Below are 16923 nucleotides of genomic sequence, written 5' to 3'. Positions count from 1 at the left end.
TCGATCAGTACCCCTGCCTACAGGCACCTCTGCAGCGCTCACAACCCCGTGGATCCCACGGGGTTCACGCCTTCACACGGGGATAACCCCGTGTTGCATCAATGAATAGAGGAGGTGGGAGCCACTTAAGCCTTAGCGCATTCCAGCCCCGGCCCCAGCCCCGGCCTGAGGCAGGAGGTGATCCAGCCGCACCTTCCGGTACGGCTACCTTGTTACGACTTCTCCCCCCTCAGGGAGGGGGAGTTCGACCCGACCCAAGGGGCCGGGCCTCACTCCCCCTCCCCTCGGGTGGAGCGACGGGCGGTGTGTGCAAGGAGCAGGGACGTATTCACCGCGCGATGTTGACGCGCGGTTACTAGGGATTCCTCGTTCACGAGGGCGAGTTGCAGCCCTCGATCCCAACCACGGCGGGGTTTGAGGGATTGCCTCCCCCTTTCGGGGTCGGATCCCGCTGTCCCCGCCATTGTAGCCCGCGTGTAGCCCGGGGGGTTCGGGGCATGCTGACCTGCCGTGGCCCCCTCCTTCCTCCGCCTTAAACGGCGGCAGTCCCCCTAGTGTGCCCCGGAGCCGTAGCCCCGGGTAGCAACTAGGGGTGGGGGTCTCGCTCGTTTCCGGACTTAACCGGACACTTCACAGCACGAGCTGGCGACGGCCATGCACCTCCTCTCAGCGCGTCAGGCAAGGCCTTTAACCTGGCCGTCATCCTGCTGTCTCCCCCGGTGAGATTCCCGGCGTTGACTCCAATTGAACCGCAGGCTCCACCCCTTGTGGTGCTCCCCCGCCAATTCCTTTGAGTTTCAGCCTTGCGGCCGTACTCCCCAGGCGGCGGGCTTAACGGCTTCCCTGCGGCACTGGGTGGGCTCTAAGCCCACCCAACACCTAGCCCGCATCGTTTACAGCCGGGACTACCCGGGTATCTAATCCGGTTCGCTCCCCCGGCTTTCGCCCCTCACCGTCGGGCGTGTTCCAGCCGAGCGCCTTCGCCACTGGTGGTCCTCCCGGGATTATAGGATTTCGCCCCTACCCCGGGAGTACCCTCGGCCTCTCCCACCCCCTAGCCCGGCAGTATCCCCTCCAGTCCCCGGGTTGAGCCCGGGAATTTAGGAGGGGACTTGCCGGGCCGGCTACGGGCGCTTTAGGCCCAATAATCGTCCCGACCACTCGCGGGGCTGGTATTACCGCGGCGGCTGACACCAGACTTGCCCCCCGCTTATTCCCCCGCCTTCCTACAGCGGGGAAAAGCCCCCGTAAGGGGGCACTCGGGGTGGCCCCGTCACGGTTTCCCGCATTGCGGAGGTTTCGCGCCTGGTGCGCCCCGTAGGGCCTGGGCCCTTGTCTCAGTGCCCATCTGGGGGCTCCCGCTCTCACGGCCCCTACCCATTATCGGCTTGGCGGGCCGTTACCCCGCCAACAACCTAATGGGCCGTAGCCCCATCCTCGGGCGGTGTAGCAGCGTTAACCCCTGCCACACCCTTTCGGGGAGGAACCCTTCCAGGCCTCCTCCCCTATGGGGGATTAGCACCAGTTTCCCGGTGTTATCCCCCTCCCGAGGGTAGGTTAGCCACGTGTTACTCAGCCGTCCGCCACGCCCCGCAGCGGCGGAGCGTGCGACTCCCATGGCTTAGCCCCACCCCGATAGCGGTCGGGACCGGCAGGATCAACCGGAGTTACGGCCGCTTGGGGTTGGGGCCGGGGTTTCTGGAGCGCTCGGCTTAAGTGGCTCCCTCCCCCTCGTCGGATTCAAGCTCTCGGGAGGTAATCATGCCTCCCGAGGTGCTTGAATCCCCATTTCTTGTCCGCTGTAAGCGTCTGGAATCTTACTCTATGCGATAAGGGTTTATATACTTTATGCCACATGATCATTTACAAGCTTATTGTCGTGTCACCCCCCACTATAGTGTGCCCGCGGCAGGAGACCAGCTTATCACTCACCGGGCTATGCCCGGCGTCCAAGCGATGCCGCCGCCGGGCAATGCCGCGGGCTTGATGAATCTATTTGCTCCAAGGGTATTAATCATGACGGGTTGCCTCCCGTGTAGGGGTGGAAGCGTCGTCCACGAGCTCGAGGAGGCTACTTATCCATGCATCTGGCACGCATTCCTCCTGCTTCCACCTGTTCACACTCCCCCTATCCACTATGACTACCTTGACCCCTGCACGCCTAGCCGCGATACAGTCCACCATCCTGTCCCCCACGTAGAGTGCTTCACTCCGTGGAACACCAGCTGCTTTCAAAGCGTTCACTATGACATCGGGCTCCGGCTTCCCCTTGACGCCTGGCTCCAGTCCCGAGACAACTTTGAAGTAGCCTGACACCCCTAGGTGGCTTAGGAAGAGCTCCACTCTCTCGCGGATACTTGAGGACGCTACACCCAGCATGTAGCCTGTTGATGAAAGCTGCCTGAGCACGGGGATGACGTCGGGGAAAAGCCTGACGTGTTTGAACCAGTTCTCTTGGACAAGCTTCCTCCTCACCTCTATGAACCTGGCGGCATCCTCCCTGCTCAACCCGGTTCCCACCACTGCCTCAAGGATGGATTCCAGTGGAAAACCTATTAACTCCCTGACCTTCAACGGGTCTACCCGGATGCCTGTGAGCCTGCCGGCTTCCACGAAGCTCCAGACTATGAAGTCCTCGCTGTCCACTATTGTTCCATCAAGGTCGAAGAGGATGAGCCTAATGCCCCTTAGAAGACTATTCATCACTCATGCCTCTCCCCGAGGATCCTGTGGACGACCTCAGCCACGCCGAGCCCGCTGGGCGCCTCTGCAACTATGTTGCATACCCTTACCAACTCCTCGTCAGCACCGCCTACGGCAGCCCTGTAGCCTAGGCGGGCTATGAAGTCTACATCCATGTAGCTGTCGCCTATGCCGAGGGCTTCACCTCCACTAAGGCCGAGCCTGCGCAGTATGTAGTCTACGGCTACACCCTTACCCACGCCCTTAGCATGCACATGGATAGCGTAACCACTGTAGTCGACTGTGAAACCCTTGTACTTGGACTCCACATACCTCCTCAACTCGTCTACAACCTCCCGTGCCCTCCCACGGTGCTCTCTACGCAACTTTAAAGCATACTCGTAGAGCCTGAACTTATTTTGCCATGAATCCTCAACGTATTCACGGTAGTTGCCGAGGAGATCCATGTAGACCTGCCTCGCTGACTCCCCCGCTAACTCGACCAACCCCCATTCATCATGATACACGAGTGCACCCGACTCCCCGACCACCGGTCCATTTAACCCGATGTACCTGGAGAGAGCTACCACCACTGGCAGCGCATTACTTGACACTAGTGACACGATGACACCCTTATCCACAAGCATGCGGAGGGCTTCCACAGCCTCCACTGCAAGCCTATAGCTCTCCCTGTTAACCGTTAAAGTGCCATCTATATCCGTGAACACTATTTTAACAGCCATGTCTACAACCCTACTCCAGAAGAAAACCGTTCGGAGGGTTTTAAACTATTTGTGAGATATGTGTGGGATATAAATACGAGTATATATGATATAGATAGATTTTAAAGACCCGGCAAGCATATGAGGACACGGGGTGGTACACGATCGCTGATTACATGAACTTCGCATTCATGTGCAAGGAGAAAACGGGCTCCACAAACATCAAGGTAGCAGTGATCGGTGCAGGGCCAGCCGGGCTCGCGGCAGCAGGCTACCTGGCATGCCAGGGCTACAGCGTGGATGTATACGATAAGCTCCCCCATCCAGGGGGACTAATGGTGTTCGCGATCCCCCCGTGGAGGATACCGAGGAGCCGGGTTCTCGAAGGCGTGAGGGATCTCGAGAAGAGGCTCGGCGTCAGGTTCATCACGAGAACCAAGGTGTATGCGTCACCGGAGCCAGCCCACGAGGAGGGAGACGGCTTCGTTGAGAAAACCCTCAGCCTCGAGGAAATCGTGGGCAGCTACGACCTCGTACTGTTGTCAACCGGTACATGGAGGTCGAAGATCCCCAGAATACCGGGCTCCGATGCCAAGGGAGTGGAAAGCGCCCTTGAATACGTACACGGCTTCAGACTCTACGAGTTAGGGTTAGCTGCTTCAAAACCCTTCCCCGGGAAAAGAGTCGTAGTCGTTGGCGGCGGCTACAGCGCCATAGATGCAGCTGAACAAGCCGTGAGAGAGGGGGCTGAAGCATACCTTGTCTACAGGAGGACGGTGAAGGAGGCCCCTGCAGGCCTCTTCGAGGTTGAGAGAGTGAAAAGGCTTGGCGTCGAGTTCATGGAGCTCGTCTCACCAGTCGAGATAATCAGCGAGAACGGCGCCGTCAAAGCCGTGAAGCTCCAGAGGATGCAACTGGGCCCACCTGATGAAACAGGACGCCCCCAGCCCATCCCGGTGCCAGGCTCAGAGATAGTCGTGGAGGCTGACAGAGTAGTCTTCGCAACAGGGGAGACGCCTACACCTCCACTCCCCCAGAGCGAGGAATACATGGGTAGGCTTGGAATCAAGTTGAAGAAGGATGGGTCGATAGTAGTGAACCAGATAATGCAGACGGGGAATCCAAAGGTGTTCGCTGCCGGAGACGTTGTACACGGCCCCTCGAAGGTGGGGCCGGCTATAAGAAGCGGGTTCTACGCTGCCAGATACATGCATAACTGGATACAGGTTAGGCTGGCAACTGCAAGGGCGAGGTGACAAATGTGAGCGCTAACCCGGGTAAATACCTTAGGATCATAGACCTAGGGACATGCATAGGCTGCGGAGCCTGCGAGGCTGCATGCGACTTCATACATGACGGACACCCATATATAAAGGTCTACAGGACGGAGATAGGGCTCGAGATCCCCGTGTCATGCATGCACTGCGCTAAGGCACCCTGCATAGATGTGTGTCCAACAGGTGCCATGACAAGGGACAGCGATGGCGCCGTCTACGTCGCGGCAAGCAAGTGTATAGGATGCATGGCCTGCCTCTACGCCTGCCCCTTCGGCATCCCTGAACTCGACCGCTCCCTCAGGGTATCCACGAAATGCGATCTCTGCATGGATCAAAGGAGAAAGGGGCTTGAACCAGGCTGCAGCTCCATATGTCCAGCTGGAGCAATACTTTACGGCGAGGAGGCAGCCGTGTTTGAGAGAGCGAAGAAGAGGACTGCAGAGACCATGGCTAAAGCCAGGTTCGAGACCCTGTAGGTGGAGGGCATGGAACCATCTTTCTCATTGACGATTTGTGTTTTATCACTCGTATTCATCACATTACTCAGTAAGCTGGGGCCAGCGCCCCGCTTCAAGGTTATTTCAAAGCTTTCCATATATGGCTCACTAGGGGTCGCCCTATACCTGGACTCGACCAGGGGTTTAATAGATGGTTTCTCAACCCTGCTAGGCTATACAACAATCCTCACAGGGCTACCGGTAAGCGTCTACACTCTCTACTACTCCAGGATGGAGGGGTATGGGGAAGGCCTCGACGCGTTAATGGACTGCTTCATAATACTGGTAGCTATGACGTACACTGCCCCAAACATCCTAGCCATGGCGGTAGCTTGGACCGTGGCGGAGGTAGTTGGATGGTACCTTATAACCATGGGGGAAGCGCACTCAGTGGAGGGCTCGCTTAGGTCTGCAAGGGGATTCCTCGTTACTTCAACGCTTACATTCGAGATCTCAGTGTTCACCGTGGTAATGGTATCAGTGCTCACAACGGTTGCAGCCATGGCGTCAGCCAACATAGGGTTGCTAATGGAGCCCTTCACGGCTTTGAAGCCTTTCAGCGGGGTGGGATTATACCTTGTACCATTCCTAATAATTGGATTCATAACTAAAGCCGCCAACATACCGCTCCACTTCTGGCTTCCCGGAGCACACTCGGCTGCACCTGCACCAGCCTCAGCAGTCCTAAGCGGGTTGATGACTCTGCTCGGCTTCTACGGGCTATACAGGGTGTTACACATCGTGGATCTCACCCGGTACTACACTGTGATCGCCGCAGTCATCGCCACGCTGGGCGCCTCATCAGTGATCTACGGGTGGACCCAGATAGCCGTGCAGAGAGATGGAAAGAAGCTACTCGCGTACGCGACCATAGCGACGAATGGATACATAAGCCTAGTCTTCGCCCTCTACCTGCTCAACCCTTCAGGCATGGCCGAGGACCTGTTGAAGCTCTCAATACTGATGCATGCAACATATAAAACCACTCTCTTCGCGGAGGTCGGGCTAATAGAGGCCGTCTATGGAACCCGGTACATTCACGGGGTGAGAGGGCTCTCAAGAATCCTCCCGCTCTCATCGATCGGTGGGCTACTAGCAGTGCTCACCCTGATAGGGGTCCCAGGCACAATAGGGTTCACTGTGAAAGCCCTCTCAGTATACTACATAGTCTCCGGGACACTTGACCCTGGGAGGGCACTAGTGCTCCTCGGCTTCACAATATACATTGCTTCATCAGCATACCTAGCCATAAAGTACATGTCAATATACTTCAACACGCCGCGCCCCGTGCTACCCGAAGAGCCGAAGAAGCCGCCGAAACCGCTCGAGCTCTCAATCCTGGCGCTTGGATCATCAAACATATATATCCCGCTAGTAGCCAGCGTGTTCCTCAACGGTTTAAGAAGCAGCGTACTCATACTCTCAGCGGTCTCACCACTCACACTCCTCGTAACACTCCTCGTTTACGCAACCGTGGCTAGAACCGGGGGTGTAAAGCATTGAATACCCTCCACATCACTGCAATGTCCCTCGCCTACCTCCTAGTGTTAAGCGGGTCACTGCTGAGCGACAGGGCGAGCCGGCTCAGCAAAGTACTCAGGGTAACCGGCTTCACCATGCCTCTTCTCGACGCATTGATAAACCAGCAGGGGGCTTTAGGGTTCCAAGAGTACTTCGTGGTCCTCGCATCGCTTGCATCCATAGCTATAACACTGCACTCCGAGGGATACTACAGGATCCTGACGGGTAAGGTGTCATATCAGCAGACACTGCTCAATACAACGCTTATAGCCGTGCTCACAGTATTCAACGCCAGGATCCTAGGGGAGTTCGTCACAGGGCTACTCGTACTCGACGTCCTCCTGATGCTCGTCATCATGATGGATAAGGGAGCTGAAAACTACAAGGTAGCCATCTACTACATAGTGTTAAGCGCTGTCCCCGCTGACGTAGCAGTGCTATCGCTTTGGGCCCTGATAGCACAGTACATGGGGCTTGATGCATCGCTCACCGCGAGCCCTGCAGAGCTAGCCGCCGTGAAGATCCCTCTAAGCCCCTTACCTGCGCTCCTCATACTGGTCGGGTTTGCAACGAAGCTGGGGCTCTTCCCCATACACATGTGGCTGCCGATAGTCCACCCGGAGGCCCCGAAGCATGGATCCGCTATTCTAAGCGGGTTGGTCATAAAGATCGGGTTATTCGGGCTACTGCTCACATCATCCCTGTTCACGTATAGCAGTGAACTCCACTATGTAACCCTTGCACAGGGAGCGATCACGGCTCTCTACGGTGGCTTCGCAGCAACTATTCAGAGAGATGTTAGAAGGCTCCTCGCCTACAGCTCCCTCAGCCACGCCGGGGTAATGGCTGTAACATACTCGCTCTCCGAGATATATGGGAGCGGGCTGCTGCTTCAACTACTCTACTTCTACGTGATCTACCATGGGCTGGCTAAGGCACATGCATTCATGAACGCTGCACTCATGGATCAACTGGCCAACACGTTCGACGTGTATAAGCTTGGATACCTTGGACAACTCCACCCAGCACTAATAGTGCCGGCATTCAACATATTCATGAACTTCGCGGGCATACCTCCCTCATACGGGTTCACCATGAAACTCGTGCTCCTGGCATCACTGGTGATGCTGGTGTCATCGTACGGCGTCATACCGTTGCTCGCCGGGATAGCCATAGCGGTGGTAGCCGTCTTCTCAATAATATACAGCGTGAAGATCATGGGGTGCTATGTAGGAGGCTATAGAAAAGTATTGAAGCCACCTGTAGAAGTGACCAGGGAAGAACTGCTCTCCGAATACTACGCTACAAGCGTGACACTAGTGTTCCCGTTAATCTACATCGCCATATCACTGTCCTCGGGCTACATGCCGCTGCAACTACTCGTCCCGCTGGCAGTGGTTGAAGCCATCACACTGCCAGTCTTCATAACGGTGCTGCTTAGTAAACCCTTATCCAGGATCCATGAACCCAAATACTGGCTATCAGGTGTCGAGCAATGAGCTACACGAGGGCAAGCATAATAAGGTGGTTCGAGGAGATAGCTGAGAAAACCATTGAGAGACTTAAACCAGGCCGGGGACTCAGCCCAGCATCCATAGCCTCAAGGCTAGCCAACATCGGCGACACCGTCTTCCCCTGGATATCCCACGCCGTAGACGTGTTATCGAGGAGGCTCAACGTGCTCCAGTTAACAATGATAGAATCCATGATCCTTGCATCCCTATGGTTCGGCGCCATAGCATTACTCCTCGCCATAGCAACCATGCTCACAGGGTGAGCGACATGGAGGCGTTAGCCGCGTTTACAGCAACACTCCTCGCCATGCTGCTACCAGTAATCTATGATGGAGTGGAGAGAAAGGTGAAGGCGTTAATGCAGAGCAGGATCGGTCCCCCCGTATACCAGACAATCCTAGACCTGAGGAAGCTTATGTCCAAGGAGACAGTGGAGTTCCCCTCATACCCCCTCGTATTCTACACGATAGTGCTCTCAATAATACTTGAAGCAGCCCTCATAGCCGTCCTGAACACCGTGTCCCTCGGAGTCTACACGGCTCAACTAGTACCAGTAGCCATAGCCCTCATAGCTGTTGCACAGACCACAAGCATAGCTATCCCGCTCCTGGTCCCCAACCCCTACTCCCAGGTCGGAGGAATGAGGGAGGCTATGCTGGCCCTGGTGAACGAGTTCTCGTTGATCGCGGGTCTCACCCTATACTACTACGCTGCACACCCGGCTACATCAATCCCGCGGCTGCTAACCGTTACAGTGCCACTCATAGTGCTACTCGTCATGACCACCTATGTTTCAACGGGGAGAACCCCCTTCGACATCGCGGAAGCCGAGGTTGAACTAGCCTCAGGAGTACTCGTCGAGCTCAGCGGTGGAGCCCTAGCACTATACCTGTACTCAGTGTACTTGAAGAGGTATATTGCCTCCATGCTTCCAGCACTAATGGTGCTTCTACCACTACCGTTAAACGGTGTGGTCAGGTTGATGATCGTACACGTAGCCGCCTTCGCAACATGGGTTCTCTACTCGCTCCCAGCCGTGATGCTTGGGAGAAGCCGTGTCGACCTGGCGCCGGCCACTTTGTTCAAGATATATATTGCCCTAATACTTATATCTATAACAGGGTTATTGGTGGTTACATGATGCCCAGGGAGAAAGCCATCCTCAACAAGTATATGCAACTAGCGGAGAAGCTAGGTGGAAGAAGCCTTGTCGACGGGGACACTGTACACATAGTTGTCCCAAGGGAGAGCCTTGTAAAAGCAGCGTCAACACTATTCAACGAACACGGTTTAACGCACAGGACATGCGTCGGAATAGATGAGAGACCGGTCAACGGCTTCTTCTCCCTGACACACGTGTTCACAGACGACTCATCCGGGCTCTACGTGCTCTTGAAGACATACATGGAGAGCGGGGACCCAGTGGTACCAAGCATAGTCAACGAGGTGCCAGCAGCCGACTGGTGTGAGCAGGAGGCAATGGATCTCCTCGGGATAAGGTTCGAGGGGAGGAGGAGAGAGAGACTAGTGCTCCCCCCTGGATGGCCCGAGGACGCGTACCCTCTTAGAAAGGACTTCCAGTATGATCAAAAACCCCTCATCCACCCGGAGTCCGAGAAAATGGGCTTGACCACAGGGGAGGAGGGAAGCCCGATACCGGTTGGCCCCTATCACCCGGCACTACACGAGCCAGAGTACTTCGAGCTCTACGTTGACGGGGAAAGAATCGTGGACGTGAAGTACAGGGGGTTCCATGTACATAGAGGCATAGAGAAGCTGGGCGAGTCCAGGATGACGTATCAGCAAGTCAACTTCCTAGCGGAGAGAATATGCGGAATATGCGGCTTCGAGCACAGCACATGCTACGCGCTCGCAGTTGAAAAAGCCGCCAAGCTAGATGTCCCGGAGAGAGCCCAGTTCATAAGAAGCATAGTCCTAGAAGTTGAAAGAATACACAGCCACCTCCTATGGCTAGGCGTAGCGTTCCACACGCTTGGATACGACGCCGGGTTCATGCACATGTGGCGTATAAGGGAGAGAATAATGGAGCTCGCCGAGATGCTCACGGGGAGCAGGAAGACATACGGTATAAACATGGTTGGAGGCGTCCGCAGAGACATAAATGAGGAGAAGAGGAGGAAGGTAATAGAGGTCCTCAGCGAGCTGGAGAAGGAGTACTGGAAGATAATCGACGTAGCAGTAAACGTGCCCCAGGTCAAGAAGAGGTTGAGCGGAACCGGCGTGCTCCCGAAGGAGTGGGCGGTGAAGCTCGGCGTGGAGGGACCAGTGGCAAGGGCCTCAGGCGTGGACAAGGATGCGAGAAGGGATCTACCCTACGCGGCCTACAAGCATGTCTCATTCAAGGTCCCCGTGTATACTGAAGGCGACAACATGGCTAGAACCCTGGTTAGAATAGAGGAAACCAAGGAGTCCATGTCAATGATAATCCAGCTACTCGACATGCTGCCCAAGGGGCCCATAATGCTGGAGGAATATGAGATACCAGAGGGGAGGATAGGGGTCCAGGTGGTTGAAGCCCCCAGGGGAGGAGACGTCCACTACGTGTTGACTGGCAGGGGCCGCCCCTACAGGTGGAGGGTTAGGGCTCCAACATACAATAATATCCCAGCCCTCAGAATAATGCTAAGGGATCAACCCCTAGCCGACGCCCCGCTGACGATAGCTAGCATAGACCCCTGTTTCTCATGCACCGACAGGGTTCTAGTCGTGAGGAAGGGGAAGGGAGTAGAGGTGTTAGAGCTGAACGGGGTGTGAGCGGTGAGCAAGGCGCTTAAACCAGTTGAACTAGTAGTCATCGCAGGTAAAGCCGGGAGGGCCACTAGGAAGTACCCGTTCGAAGAGCCGCTTGTAACACCGGATTTCAGGGGTAAAGTAGAGATAGATGCCTCCAAATGCATAGGCTGTGGAGCATGCGTCAACGCCTGCCCCCCTAACGCGTTACAGTTGATCGAGGACTCGGAGAAACTCGTGTTAAGGTACTTCATTGGTAGATGCATATTCTGCTGGAGATGCATCGACGTCTGCCCTGTGAAAGCCATCAAGGGAACCCGTGAGTTCGAGCTCGCAACAAACGATGTAGCCGACCTATATGTCCACGTAGTGCACTCCAGGAGGAAATGCCCCTCGTGCGGCACAGCATACGGCACCGAGAGGATTATCAGGTATGTCTCGGAGAAAGCCCAGCACAGCGAGGAGTATCTTGACAAGTGCCCCGAGTGCAGGAAGAGGAACCTGCTGAAAGCACTCTCCAAGAGGAGGACTGGTAGCCTTGAGTGACCCCTTGAAGAAAAGCATATGGGTATACCATTTGAACACAGGGAGCTGTAACGCCTGCGACATAGAGATACTTGACGCGCTCACACCCTTCCACGACGCCGAGCGCTTCGGCGTGAAGCTCGTTGGCTCGCCGAGGCACGCCGATGTAATACTTATGACGGGGCCCGTAACACTTGAGACTCTGCCGAAGGTCTTGAACGCTATAGAGGCTGCCCCACGCCCAAGGATAATCATAGCCCTAGGCTCATGCGGGGTTGGCGGCGGCATATGGCATGACACGTATTCAACGATAGGGGGGATCAAGGGATTGGAGAAGATGCTTAAAGAACGCGGCATACGTGTCGACGCCATATACTATGTGCCAGGGTGCCCGATAAGGCCTGAAGCCCTGCTATACGCTATCGCGTTGATCAAGGGGCTCGTGGCGAAGAAGGCTAAAGGGGAAGTGAAATATGCAGAGTAGGCTGGAGGCATACCTGTGTAAATACATGCATCACGAAACACTTTTCCCCCGCCACTTCACAGGGGATCTCTCCTCATGCAGGAGGATCAAGGAGCTAACGCTTGAAGAAGCCTCCAGCATCCTCCCGCCTGAGGCAGTAAGCCGACTCCTCTCGGGGAGAGAGGTAATAGTGGTGGAACCCGGGGTCGTGAAGAAGATCGCGGAGATAGAGGTTGGCGACGAATACATAGTCTTGAAGCCACTCTAGGCTGCCGAGCCCCCGGGCTTGAAGGAGGGTTAACCAAGGGAGCCCAGGGCTATACCTGCAACAGTCACCAGGGTCCCCGCGATACTCCTCCACCCAACCACTTCACCAGCTATAATCCTCGATGTGAATCTAGCTAACGCTGGCGCGATGATCGTGGGTAGAACGGCAAGCGATACTCCTCCAGTGGCAAGCGCCTCTATGAACAACACCATCCCAACGCCGAAACTGAGGCCACCGGTGATGAATCCAGCTATGAAGCCGTTCCGCGATAACGCGTAGCGTGCTGGCAGCAGGCCGCGCACCAGTACAATGGATAACACCAGGAAGACATTCCTCGTGAACCCAAGCGATAACGCATCACCGTACTGGGTTGCAAGCTTTGAGCACACTGCCGACATCCCCCATAACACTGCGGCAGCCAACGCGTAGGCCACGCCCCTCCCCCTGATGCTCTCCCCACCTCCATTGTAGATCAAGTAAATGCCTGTGAACGCGACGAGGGAGCCTATGAGTAGGTGGGCGTCAGGCTTCTCACCGAGAACATAGATGCCTATTAACTGGGCTACGAATATGTAGAGGTAGCCTATGGTTATCGCGTTACCTCCCCCTATGCTCACTATGGCTTTTATATAGAATATGTCGCCTAGAACCGGGCCCAGTAAAGCACTGAGATATATTAACGCCAGCCCCTCAGGCCTCACGGATGGCGCAACACCTTTGACAAGCATATACAGTGTGAGCACGAGGACAGCGTAGATACCCCTGGCACCGTTAAAGGCAACGGGATCCATTCCCCCGGCAAACCTCTTAATAACCGGGGGGTTCAGGCTCCATAGAACCCCGGCCATAGCGGCGAGAAACACTGCCTCCATACGCTTCCACCCTAGTGCTGGAATCTCATATACAGGTTAAAGCTTTATTTACCGTGAACCATCTTATCCAGGATATCAGTCCCCGACACAGGTAGGTGGCTTATGGATAAAAAGACCCTCATCGGTGTCTCACTGCTCGCTTTAAGCATGGCAGTCAACATCCTCTTGATCACATGGCTGGACCCCGGAACCCCCTTCGACAACGTCTCATGGCTCTCCAGGTATCTCTCCAAGACAGCCGGCTTACCGTATGCGTGCAGCAGGATCAACGTGCTCGACGATTCATGCAGCTATTTCCTAACATATGAATGGGTGGCTTCAAAACTAATTGGGGTTCTCGGGGCCACCGGAGTGATCGCTGCATCAGCCTTAACCGTGCTCCTCGTGTTCTACACGACTCTAAGAGTGCTCGGAAACCCGGCTCTAGCCGGGGTGACCTCACTGATATATGCATCGTCTCCCGCAGTAGTGTTCTGGTCAACGCCCTCCAACATGGGGCACCAGGTTCTCTCAGGGATCCTCGCAACCTTAATCCTGCTTGCACTCTACGTGAACGAGAAGGCTGGAGGCATCCGGGGAGCCTTATTACTCGGGCTAAGCGGGCTGCTTGCACAAGTATTGAATCCAGCCGGGTGGCTCCTAGTCGAGGGAGCCTTAATCGGTCTGGCAGCAGAGTTCGCTGTAGGGGTCAGGGGCAGGTTGAACAGGGTTGCCGCCTTACTCCTAGCGTTATCATCGATCCCAGCCCTTGTGGCACCGGGGCTTGGAAACCTGTTCCCCATTATCCCGTTGTCAACCAGCCTACTACTGCTATTGGTCGACACATTGATGCAGGGTAGGCCTATTCCCGCCGGCACCCGCATCACCCTTATAGCCGTCGCTCTCACAGCGTCAGTAGCGCTCCCAGCCCCCTTCATCCTGACCCACAGTGGCGGAGGCTACACAGCCGTCTTCATTAAATCCTATAACCCGCCCCTCGACTACGGGGTACTGGCTGCAACAGGGCTAATAGGATTAATAGTGCTCTCCAGGAGCAGGCTCCTCAGCGAGATGCCCGGGGTTAAGACAGCCATAATCTCCTCCACAGTGCTCCTCCTCATAGCAGCCATGCTCGACCCCACCCTGGTCGTCGCCGAGGCATTCCTCCTGGCTTTACTTACATCGCTAGCCCTCTACGTGGTAGCAGAATACTCATGGGGGTTTAGAAGGGGAGCTGCCTCAGTGCTTTACAGGGCGGCTGCAATAGCCATAGTTCTCGGAGTGGTCTCCGGGGGAGTGCTCTTATCCGTGGCCCAGACGAGGACCCAGCCCTTCATCTACACCTACGACCTCCAAGGCTACACTGGACTAGGGACACCTGTAAGGAATGAAAGCGCCTGGCTCAACGCGTTGAGCGCTCTGAAGCAGGCTATCTCTAATAGCACCGGCAGCAGGATACTAGTCTTATCCTACTGGGGTTACACCTACTGGATCCAGCGTTTCCTAGCCGACGCGCCAGGCGAGGTTTACACGCTTGCACACGACCTCGGGGGAGATAGAGGGAGATACCTTGTCTCCGCGATCATGTTGAGCAGTGAGGAGACGGCTGCAAGGATAGTGAGCAATGTTTCATCCGAGGTGGGTGCGTCGAGAAGATTCATTGTGGTCTCATACCTAGCCAGTGTTAGACTCATCGGTGGAAGATCCTCGGGTGCAGCGTACCTGGGGGTAGCCGTACCGGTTCAGACACAGGAATACTATGAAAACATATACTATGCTGCTGCAGGCGACCTCTCCAGGCTGGTTCTCTACGCTGCCACCATTAACACCAGCTACCTTAGCTACGTGAACATATATAATGCGCGCTCGGGGTACGAGCTGCCTTTAGCGTGGAGCAAGGATGGATACAACTCGCTCCTAGCACAGCTCGCAGTGGACTCCCTGCAGAGGCTGGGTTACAACGTGTACAACCAGCTATACAGTTACTCACAGCTCTCAAGCAGCGTGAGGCTCTTCAAGCCTGTTGCAGTGGAAAGCGCCCCAGTCCTCAAGGTTAGTGGTTTATATAGCGAGTACCAGATAATACATGTAGTAGCCGTATACGAGTTGCCATAGAGACGAGTGGTGAACCGGGGAAATGATACCTAGGAGGGAGCTACCGGATATAGGGGAATACGTTGTAGCCACGGTCAGGGAGATATATGATTACGGCGCCTACGTCACGCTCGACGAATACGGCGACCGCAAGGCCTTCCTGCCGTGGAGCGAGATCGCCACTAAATGGGTTAAAAACATTAGGGATGTGATAAGGGAGGGGGAGAAGATAGTAGTTAAAGTGATCAGGGTCGACAGAGCTAAGAAGGAGGTCGACGTCTCACTGAAGAAAGTGGCCGACGCCGACAGAAGGAAGAAGATGATGTGGTGGAAGAGATATGTTAAAGCCGCTAAGATAGTTGAACTAGTCGCCGAGAGCATTGGTAAAAGCAGGGAGGACGCGTACAGGGAGGTTATATGGAGGCTTGAAGACGCCTACGGCGACCCGCTCTACGCACTCGAAGAAGCCGTCTCAACCGGGGGAGAAGCCCTTGCCAAGGCAGGTGTACCGGAGGAATGGATCAACCCGCTCCTCACCGAGGTTAAGCGGCACATAAAGATAAAAGAGGTATCCGTGCGTGCAAGGCTAACCGTTCAATCCCGCCACCCCGACGGGGTTGAAAGAGTGAGGAGAGTCCTTGAAGCAGTCGCCAATACGCTTAAAGCCAAAGGCGCTAGGTTCAAGCTCTACACAGCTGGAGCACCAAGATATATACTGGAAATATACTCCCAGGACTATAAGACTGCTGAAACACTACTCGAAGAGGCCTTGAAGAAGGCTGAGGAAGCCAGTAAAGCAAGCGACATCGTGTTCAAGGGTGAAAGGGAGAAGACATGAACTGGTTAATGCGTAAATGCGTAAGGTGCGGAAGCTACACGCTGGACAAGGAGAAGTGCCCCAGGTGCGGTGGAGAGCTGACTGTACCGCACCCAGCCCGCTTCAGCCCCGTTGACAAGTATGCTACATACAGGCTCAGGGAGAAGCTCTCCTCAAACCTCCTTAAACTAGACGAGAAACCGCCCTACGTACCCTGATACAGGGGCTGCAACCCCTGGCTCCAGCTTGAAACTGTTTAAAAACCCCGCACTTAATCAAGATACTAAGTGGTGCCGCCGTAGTATAGCCCGGTTCAGTATGCGGGCCTGTCGAGCCCGTGACCCGGGTTCAAATCCCGGCGGCGGCGCTCGGCAACCCGCCCACTAGTCCTCGAGCTGCTCCCTGCAACCGGGAAGCAGGTTCTTTAGAGCGGGGTGAAGACTGGTTTCAGCTGTTTGGATACTCTTTTGAACCATAAATAAATATAAGCTTTGAGAACCGTGTCTCACCCAGTGTAGGCGCGTGGGGATCCGGGTTGAGGAAGCCTGTTAGAGAAGTGTACAGGTATGTACTTGAGTACGATGTACTGCCAGGTGTTCTTGCAAGGCTTGCACTATACGTCTCCACTATCTCGTGGATCATTATATGCGGGAACTGGCTCTACGTGTGGTTTAACTACAGCTACATGTCTCCCTCACAGTTCAACAGGTTCACAGCTTTCTCCATACTCTACACGCTCCTAATAGCGTTGTCAATAGGTGTGGCATTCACGCTCCCATACTTCATTCAATCGGTTAGGCCCAGGAGCTTCAAGCATATCCGTGAAGCCAGGCTGAGGGACATAGTCTTCGTAGGCTCCCTCATATTGTTGCTGATAGTGATCTCAGCATACATTATACTGGGATACTACTACATGGAGAACGCTGTCACATAGTGTTGGA

Annotated in this window: 17 protein-coding genes, 1 tRNA gene and 1 rRNA gene; 15 read left to right on the top strand and 4 right to left on the bottom strand. The window is 55.2% G+C overall.

Features of this window, described 5'->3' with window-relative positions:
• Positions 1-172: 172 nt before the first annotated feature.
• From DESMU_RS00335 to DESMU_RS00325, 3 genes are all read right to left on the bottom strand, one after another.
• A 16S ribosomal RNA gene (locus DESMU_RS00335) occupies positions 173-1668 on the bottom strand.
• Between the two features lie 342 nt (positions 1669-2010).
• Entirely contained in the window at positions 2011-2703 is a 693-nt protein-coding gene (locus DESMU_RS00330; protein ID WP_013561604.1) for an HAD family hydrolase, read from the bottom strand.
• Positions 2703-3425, bottom strand: coding sequence for a phosphoglycolate phosphatase (locus tag DESMU_RS00325; protein ID WP_013561603.1), 723 nt, complete (start codon positions 3423-3425; stop codon positions 2703-2705). Before DESMU_RS00325 ends, DESMU_RS00330 begins: the two co-directional genes overlap by 1 nt.
• A gap of 155 nt (positions 3426-3580) precedes the next feature.
• Here DESMU_RS00325 and DESMU_RS00320 point away from each other — a divergent pair, with 155 nt between their 5' ends.
• The 10 genes from DESMU_RS00320 to DESMU_RS00275 are packed head-to-tail and all read left to right on the top strand — an operon-like array spanning position 3581 to position 12220.
• Positions 3581-4660: an FAD-dependent oxidoreductase gene (locus tag DESMU_RS00320; RefSeq protein ID WP_013561602.1), complete on the top strand. Its 1080-nt coding sequence runs from the start codon at positions 3581-3583 to the stop codon at positions 4658-4660.
• A 5-nt stretch (positions 4661-4665) separates the two neighbouring features.
• Positions 4666-5157: a 4Fe-4S dicluster domain-containing protein gene (locus DESMU_RS00315; protein ID WP_013561601.1), complete on the top strand. Its 492-nt coding sequence runs from the start codon at positions 4666-4668 to the stop codon at positions 5155-5157.
• Between the two features lie 9 nt (positions 5158-5166).
• Complete coding sequence (locus DESMU_RS00310; protein WP_013561600.1) at positions 5167-6681, top strand: Na+/H+ antiporter subunit D; 1515 nt, start codon at positions 5167-5169, stop codon at positions 6679-6681.
• A complete protein-coding gene (locus DESMU_RS00305) occupies positions 6678-8198 on the top strand; it encodes a complex I subunit 5 family protein (protein ID WP_013561599.1) in 1521 nt (506 codons plus the stop codon). Before DESMU_RS00310 ends, DESMU_RS00305 begins: the two co-directional genes overlap by 4 nt.
• Entirely contained in the window at positions 8195-8476 is a 282-nt protein-coding gene (locus DESMU_RS00300) for a hypothetical protein (RefSeq protein ID WP_013561598.1), read from the top strand. The genes DESMU_RS00305 and DESMU_RS00300 overlap by 4 nt, the downstream gene beginning before the upstream one ends.
• 5 nt (positions 8477-8481) lie before the next feature.
• Positions 8482-9354 carry an NADH-quinone oxidoreductase subunit H gene (locus tag DESMU_RS00295; RefSeq protein WP_013561597.1) on the top strand — a complete coding sequence of 291 codons (873 nt, stop codon included), beginning with the start codon at positions 8482-8484 and terminating at the stop codon, positions 9352-9354.
• A complete protein-coding gene (locus DESMU_RS00290; RefSeq protein ID WP_013561596.1) occupies positions 9351-10988 on the top strand; it encodes a hydrogenase large subunit in 1638 nt (545 codons plus the stop codon). The genes DESMU_RS00295 and DESMU_RS00290 overlap by 4 nt, the downstream gene beginning before the upstream one ends.
• A gap of 3 nt (positions 10989-10991) precedes the next feature.
• On the top strand, positions 10992-11510 hold the full coding sequence (locus DESMU_RS00285) for a 4Fe-4S dicluster domain-containing protein (protein WP_013561595.1): 519 nt from the start codon (positions 10992-10994) through the stop codon (positions 11508-11510).
• Positions 11503-11973: an NADH-quinone oxidoreductase subunit B family protein gene (locus tag DESMU_RS00280; RefSeq protein WP_048813404.1), complete on the top strand. Its 471-nt coding sequence runs from the start codon at positions 11503-11505 to the stop codon at positions 11971-11973. The genes DESMU_RS00285 and DESMU_RS00280 overlap by 8 nt, the downstream gene beginning before the upstream one ends.
• A complete protein-coding gene (locus DESMU_RS00275; RefSeq protein ID WP_048813403.1) occupies positions 11963-12220 on the top strand; it encodes a hypothetical protein in 258 nt (85 codons plus the stop codon). Before DESMU_RS00280 ends, DESMU_RS00275 begins: the two co-directional genes overlap by 11 nt.
• Positions 12221-12249: 29 nt before the next feature.
• Here DESMU_RS00275 and DESMU_RS00270 read toward each other — a convergent pair whose 3' ends face one another.
• Positions 12250-13092, bottom strand: a complete 843-nt coding sequence (locus tag DESMU_RS00270) for a DMT family transporter (RefSeq protein WP_013561592.1) — start codon at positions 13090-13092, stop codon at positions 12250-12252.
• A 102-nt stretch (positions 13093-13194) separates the two neighbouring features.
• Here DESMU_RS00270 and DESMU_RS00265 point away from each other — a divergent pair, with 102 nt between their 5' ends.
• From DESMU_RS00265 to DESMU_RS00245, 5 genes are all read left to right on the top strand, one after another.
• Complete coding sequence (locus DESMU_RS00265; RefSeq protein ID WP_013561591.1) at positions 13195-15186, top strand: hypothetical protein; 1992 nt, start codon at positions 13195-13197, stop codon at positions 15184-15186.
• 22 nt (positions 15187-15208) lie between these two features.
• On the top strand, positions 15209-16003 hold the full coding sequence (locus DESMU_RS00260) for a translation initiation factor IF-2 subunit alpha (protein ID WP_013561590.1): 795 nt from the start codon (positions 15209-15211) through the stop codon (positions 16001-16003).
• Positions 16000-16200, top strand: coding sequence for an RNA-protein complex protein Nop10 (locus DESMU_RS00255; protein WP_013561589.1), 201 nt, complete (start codon positions 16000-16002; stop codon positions 16198-16200). The genes DESMU_RS00260 and DESMU_RS00255 overlap by 4 nt, the downstream gene beginning before the upstream one ends.
• Positions 16201-16274: 74 nt before the next feature.
• A tRNA-Asp gene (locus tag DESMU_RS00250) sits at positions 16275-16349 on the top strand.
• A 168-nt stretch (positions 16350-16517) separates the two neighbouring features.
• On the top strand, positions 16518-16916 hold the full coding sequence (locus DESMU_RS00245) for a hypothetical protein (RefSeq protein ID WP_013561588.1): 399 nt from the start codon (positions 16518-16520) through the stop codon (positions 16914-16916).
• The last annotated feature ends 7 nt before the right edge of the window (positions 16917-16923 follow it).

Origin of the sequence: Desulfurococcus mucosus DSM 2162 (genome assembly GCF_000186365.1) — an archaeon.
Lineage (GTDB): Archaea > Thermoproteota > Thermoprotei_A > Sulfolobales > Desulfurococcaceae > Desulfurococcus > Desulfurococcus mucosus.
Note: the sequence above shows the minus strand (reverse complement) of the source record. Positions and strands in the feature narration are given on the sequence as shown.